Here is a 6,257-nt window from a genome sequence, read left to right as displayed (position 1 = left end):
AATCATCAGGGTGTTTTTTGACATCATTGAGTAGCACGTCATCTGGTATTTTATAAGGTTTGGTTTGCCTGGTTGTTTTGCTATGAACACGCCTCTTCCAGTTCTGTATGGTGGTTGGGCTGAGATTATAGAACTTAGACGCTTGAGCAAAAGTCATACCGTCATCTATACTTCTGAGAACTTGTTTACGAAAATCTAGTGAGTAAGTCATAGTGTTTATGGTAGCAATTGGGTTTGATAATTAGTTTATAACACTTTTAGGTGGGATTGACTATACCTCAATAAATAGCATGCTAAATACAGGTTGTTATTGCCATTTGATAGTAGCATTGATGGTGCTATTTCACAATAATTCACTATTTTTAAGTTTTAATTTTTTGATATCCTTCTATATTCGTAGTGCATTAACATCGCTAATTTGCGGCGACAAAAATTATATTACAATAATTATGAGTGGCTTGTGGGCTGTTAGCTTAAGAAAAACATACCCAGCCTATGATTAACAGTTACCAAGTCTGGGAATTTTTGTTACTATGCGTTTAATTTTATTATTATCCATGACTTATTGAGAGAAATTATGTTCTTATTTATCCAAGCTGCTCATGCTGCACCAGAAGCTGCCGGCGCTGCATCATTATTCGGTCAAATCCTACTGCCTGTTGCCTTTTTTGCGATTTTTTACTTCTTGGTGATTCGCCCACAATCTAAACGCACCAAAGAACATCGTGCTATGGTCAATGCATTGACTGTTGGTAGTGAGATCATCTTTGCTGGTGGTTTGATGGGTCGTATCAAAGGTCTAGAAGGTGATTATGCGATTGTTAGCCTAAATAACAACACGGATGTAAAAGTACAGCGTGCTTCTGTTATCTCAGTACTGCCTGCTGGCACTATCGAAAGCGTTTAATGACTCGTTAGAAGATTAATAGCATTTTATTGATGGTTATTAATCTTTATATCATTAATAAATATAGTGATTAAAAATGACCGTCTATTATTTACGGTCATTTTTCCCTATAAAATAGTGATGCAAAGCAGCCTCATAGATGACAATAGTCTATGTTTATTGGTTTAACTATACGGTTCTTATGAGTCTTATCAGTGATATTTTTGATGACTATATAAGGGTGTGTCTGTATTATTTGATTTACTATTTTACGCTTTACTATCATCGCGGATGATCGCAATGGTGCATGATGACGATGCCAAATACGGCGCTCTACCATTGCTATCGCTAACTTCCCATCTGCTAACTTGTGGCCTACGTCGCCAGTCGTTTATCAACCTAAAGAAGTGATTATGCAATATCCCGCTTGGAAATACTTAATTATTACCGTCGTGCTAATCATTGCCGGTCTATATGCTGCCCCTAACCTCTACCCTGACGAACCTGCGGTGCAGATTACTAGTGCCGCTGCAGGCACGCAATTGTCCGAAGGCATCTTGACCCAGTCTCAAAGCTTGCTAGAAGAGGCTGGACTGAATAACCATGATGGTACATTTGAGGGTAACAGTGCGCTGGTACGTCTTAATAACCCAGTCGACCAGCTAAAAGCCCGAGAAGTGCTGCGTCAAAATCTGGGCGAAGATTATGTGGTTGCGCTTAACCTAGCACAGACGACACCACAGTGGCTACGTGATATCGGCGCAAAACCGATGAAACTGGGTCTCGATTTACGCGGTGGTGTCCGTTTTGTACTAGAAGTCGATATGGACAAGGCGCTTGAACAGCGTTTGACCAGTGCCAGTCGCGACATGCGTCGTGAGCTACGTGCTGAGAAAGTGGCGATCAAAGGTATTAAAACTGAAGATCGAAGCGTATTGCTGCATTTCGCTGATACAGACGCTCGTAATCGTGCACAAAATATTTTGCAAGGCTCAATGGGCACCACCTTTAGCGTGCAGTCTTCTATTGATGAGCGAGGTCCTGCACTAATCTTAGCTTATAACGATGCGACTTTAGACGAAATCAATAGCTATGCGGTCAATCAAAACCTGACTACTTTGCGTAACCGTATTGCTGAGCTTGGCGTTACCGAAGCTTTGGTGCAATCACAAGGTGCCAGCCGTATCGTCGTAGAACTGCCTGGGGTACAAGATACCGCTGAGGCCAAACGTGTCTTAGGACGTACAGCAAACCTTGAGTTCCGCATGGTCGCTGAAGACAGCGAAAACTATATGGGCGGCATCCCTCCAGCGGGTACTGAAGCTTTCCCATTTGAGACACTTGATGGTCCACCTGTACTACTAAACCGCCAAGCGATTGTCACTGGTGATAAAGTCACTAATGCACAAACTGGCATTGATGAAAGCGGCTCTCCTGAAGTCAGTATTACGCTAGATAGTGCTGGTGGTAAGCTGATGCAAAATGCCACCCGTACAGCGGTTGGCAAACAGATGGCTGTATTGTTCATCGAAAATAAACAAAGAATTACTTACGAAGAAAACTCAGAAACTGGCGAGACTGAAGAAATACGAACGCCTTATGCTGAAACCAAAGTCATCAACCGCGCTAACATTCAAGCGGTATTGGGTTCGTCTTTCCGTATTACTGGCCTAGATAGTAGTGCTGAAGCAGCCGAGCTTGCGCTATTACTACGCTCGGGTGCGCTTGCCGCCCCGATGTACTTTGTAGAAGAACGCACCATTGGCCCATCATTGGGTCAAGACAATATTGAGAAAGGCCTATTCTCGACTCAAGTCGGTTACTTATTAGTCTTTGCGTTTATGATTATCTTCTATCGTCTGTTTGGTGTCATCGCTAACGTGGCGCTAGCAGTGAACGTGATTATTATCATTGCTATTATGTCAATTTTAGGCTCATCGCTTACTTTACCTGGTATTGCTGGTATCGTCCTGACCATCGGTATGGCCGTCGATGCCAACGTGCTGATCTTTGAGCGAATACGTGAGGAGCTGGCAAACGGGGTACGGCCAAAATCTGCCATCGTGGCAGGTTTCGACCGAGCCTTTAGTAGTATTTTCGATGCCAACATCACCACGCTATTGGTCGCATTTATTCTATTTGCGATTGGTACTGGTCCGATTAAAGGCTTTGCGGTTACGCTAGCTATTGGTATTGTTAGCTCGCTATTTACCGCAATTTTGGTCACACGTGCGCTGGTACAAATTGCTTATGGTAAGCGTAAATCTATCAAACGTCTGAGCATCGGTTAGGAGAACATTATGGCGATCGATAAGAATAATCCTCTAGAACAGCAGAACACTCCAGATCGAAATGGTTCAGGTGGCTCAAACAGTGATGCAAATAACGCAAACACGCGCCGCCGTAAAAAACCACGCCGCGATGGCAAAGGCAGTAACACCCAAACCAATAACCCTACCACAGCTAAATCCAGTAGAAGTAAATCTCGCCGTGGTGGTAAAGGCAGCGGGAAAGCGGCTGATCAAAAGCATCAAGCTCTGGCCACTCAAAACCCTAACACGGCTACTGACCCGAACCTAGAAACAGGTGATGCCGCTGATGATGCCGCAGCAATGGCCGAAGGTGGTATCAAAGCCATTGGTAACCAGCGTATTATTCCGTTTATGAAGATAGAAAAGCCAATGGCGATTTTATCTATATTATTGGTCATTGGTAGTATCATTGCTATCGCCGTAAATGGTTTGAACTTTGGGCTTGATTTCACAGGCGGTGTTTCTGCAGATGTGCGTTATGAACAACCTGTTGAGCAAAACGAAGTCGTGCTAGCACTTGCTGACAATGGCTTTGATGACGCCGTGGTACAGTATCTAGGTACCCGAGAAGAACTGCTCGTACGCTTGCCCCCTCAATCTGATAACGTTGATGGGCTAAGTAACAGTCTCAGTGACGCATTAGCATTGCCTAATAATACTGCTGATATCAGCAACGTTAATATCATTGGTAGCCAAGTTGGTAACGAAGTTTATTTAAACTCCGTCATGGCGTTGGCCTTAGCGCTAGCCTGTATGCTTGGTTATGTAGCATTGCGCTTTCAGTTCAAGCTAGCACTTGGCGCGGTACTGTCGTTATTTCATGATGCGGTTGTGACCATTGGTGTCTTTGCTTTATTTGGCTTTCCATTTGATTTGACGGTATTGGCCGCGGTATTGGCTTTGATTGGTTATTCACTGAACGATACTATTGTTGTTTATGACCGTATCCGTGAAAACTTCCGCCGCGTCCGTGGCATTACGCCGCGCCAGACCATTGACTTATCCTTAACCGAGACGCTACGCCGTACGATCATGACCATCTCGACTGTTTTATTGGTCGTGCTGGCGATGATGTTCTTAGGTGGTGATGGGCTATACTGGTTCTCAGTCGCACTCTTTATCGGTCTATTAGCGGGTACTTACTCATCAACGTATATTGCCAGCTCGATTCCATTACGTATGGGTCTATCACGTGATGATTTTATTGTAAAAGTAAAACCAGAGTTTGAAGAAGAAATCGTTACTTTTAATGATCCAAAAATGTTTGAACAAGACAATGTTTAGGTGGTATTTAGACGTTGTTTAAATGATGCTTAGATCAAAAAAACGCTGAATTAAGACCACGTTTAACCAGTCTTATTTATGCTGATTTTAGCTTATAATGAGCTAGGATAGTGTTCGAACAAACGTAAATAAAAGCACCTGACTCATGAATAGTGAGTCTAGGTGCTTTTGTCTTTGTAGCTGTTTGAGGATCCGCCCTAGCCTTAAACATCAAACATGCTACGCTGATGTCGTAGTATTAAACAACAAACTGCCCCCACCTTGTTCTTTAAATATAAACGAGCCAAAAATGACTGTTGCCACACCACCATCCAATGCGATGCCACCGATTGATACTCGTTATACGCGTATCATCGCTATAGCTTTGCCAGTGTTATTGGCCAATCTTGCCATGCCGCTACAAAGTGTTATCGATACGGCGATTGTGGGGAACATGAATGATACTGCCAAACTGGCAGGTATGGGCTTGGCAATACAGTTACTGTCTTTACTGCTCGTCAGTTTTAACTTTTTACAGTATGCTTCATCTGGACTGTCGGCTCAAGCGCTTGGACAACTGGCCAATCACGCTGATGACTCTGCCAGTAATACAACAAAACCATCAAATCCACTGCCATCACCCCTACTGTCTATTTTGCAGCGCGCCTTATTACTGGCATTTGGTATTGGTGCTATTTTACTATTAGCAAAACCTTGGTTGATTGACTTCGGTTTGCAAGCCTTGTCAGCCAACCCCAATAGTGGGCAAGCGGCAAAAACTTACTTGGATGTGCGCTTTTGGGGGGTCATCGCTGAACTGATGAACTTTGCCTTCATTGGCTGGTTTGCCGGCCAAGGCAAAACACGCTACATGCTTTATCAGCAAGGTTTTATCGCCATACTCAATATCATACTCACCTTATTTTTTGTTTTCGGTCTAAATATGGGCTTAGTAGGCGTAGCGTTGGGCACTGCTATTGCTTTTTGGTTAGGTGTTTTATTGGCATTATGGCTAAGTCGTCGACATCTACAAATATCTTGGGCAGCATTATTTCAGGCCGATCGACAGCATTTCACCAAAAATAAAATGCTTAGGCTATTTTCACTGAATAAAGATATTTTTATTCGTACGCTTATCTTAACGCTGAGCTTTGCTTGGATTACTCGCCTTTCTGCCCAAAGCGGCGACGTCATACTGGCCGCCAATGCTATTTTATTACAAGTATTAAGTATCTCAGCCTTTGCCCTTGATGGCGTTGCAGTATCTGCTGAGACTTTAAGCGGTCAAGCCGCAGGGCGACGCGATTGGGTACGCTTTCGTATTATCGTAAAACGTACGGGCGTGGTCAGTTATGGGCTGGCGTTAATGCTAAGTGCGATATGGTGGCTTGGGATGCCAACTTATTTACAATTTATGACCAATATTGACTCCGTCTTTACTCTCGCTTATGACTATCATTTGTATGCAGTATTGCTACCACTCGTTGGTGTTGGCGCGTATTGGCTGGACGGTATATTTTTTGGCTTAACAGCGGGCAGTGTGATTCGTAATGCGGCCCTGATACTAGCGGTCATATTTTTCCCATTGAGCTGGATGCTTTACCAGCAATGGGATATGACGGGAATATGGCTCAGCGTATGGTGTTTATTATTATTAAGACTCATTATCCTAGGCGGTTTTTTATATCATGCTCATCAAACAGGCAGTTATGAAAAGCTACAGCCTGAACATTAATACTGTTTAATCTCACAAGCTTTAAAATAAGAAAGTAAATAATCAACGAATAATGTTAGCA

The 6,257-nt window shown here is 43.3% G+C and carries 5 protein-coding genes; 4 read left to right on the top strand and 1 reads right to left on the bottom strand.

From position 1 onward, the window contains the following. Positions 1-211 (bottom strand): IS630 transposase-related protein (locus EI162_RS07430; protein ID WP_192523744.1); only part of this gene is annotated, 211 nt, incomplete at its 3' end. 366 nt (positions 212-577) lie between these two features. On the opposite strand from EI162_RS07430, the gene yajC reads away from it, so the two are divergent. The 4 genes from yajC to EI162_RS07410 all read left to right on the top strand — a co-directional run bounded on the left by yajC (position 578) and on the right by EI162_RS07410 (position 6,196). Beyond that, positions 578-907, top strand: coding sequence for a preprotein translocase subunit YajC (yajC, locus tag EI162_RS07425; RefSeq protein WP_192523743.1), 330 nt, complete (start codon positions 578-580; stop codon positions 905-907). 392 nt (positions 908-1,299) lie between these two features. Continuing rightward, positions 1,300-3,177, top strand: a complete 1,878-nt coding sequence (gene secD, locus EI162_RS07420; protein WP_192523742.1) for a protein translocase subunit SecD — start codon at positions 1,300-1,302, stop codon at positions 3,175-3,177. A gap of 9 nt (positions 3,178-3,186) precedes the next feature. Then, positions 3,187-4,482: a protein translocase subunit SecF gene (gene secF, locus EI162_RS07415; RefSeq protein ID WP_192523741.1), complete on the top strand. Its 1,296-nt coding sequence runs from the start codon at positions 3,187-3,189 to the stop codon at positions 4,480-4,482. A 289-nt stretch (positions 4,483-4,771) separates the two neighbouring features. Continuing rightward, positions 4,772-6,196, top strand: a complete 1,425-nt coding sequence (locus EI162_RS07410) for an MATE family efflux transporter (protein ID WP_192523740.1) — start codon at positions 4,772-4,774, stop codon at positions 6,194-6,196. Positions 6,197-6,257: the final 61 nt, after the last annotated feature.

This window comes from Psychrobacter sp. FME6, from assembly GCF_014861365.1.
Classification (GTDB): Bacteria; Pseudomonadota; Gammaproteobacteria; order Pseudomonadales; family Moraxellaceae; genus Psychrobacter.
This window is presented reverse-complemented; position numbering and strand designations above follow the sequence as displayed.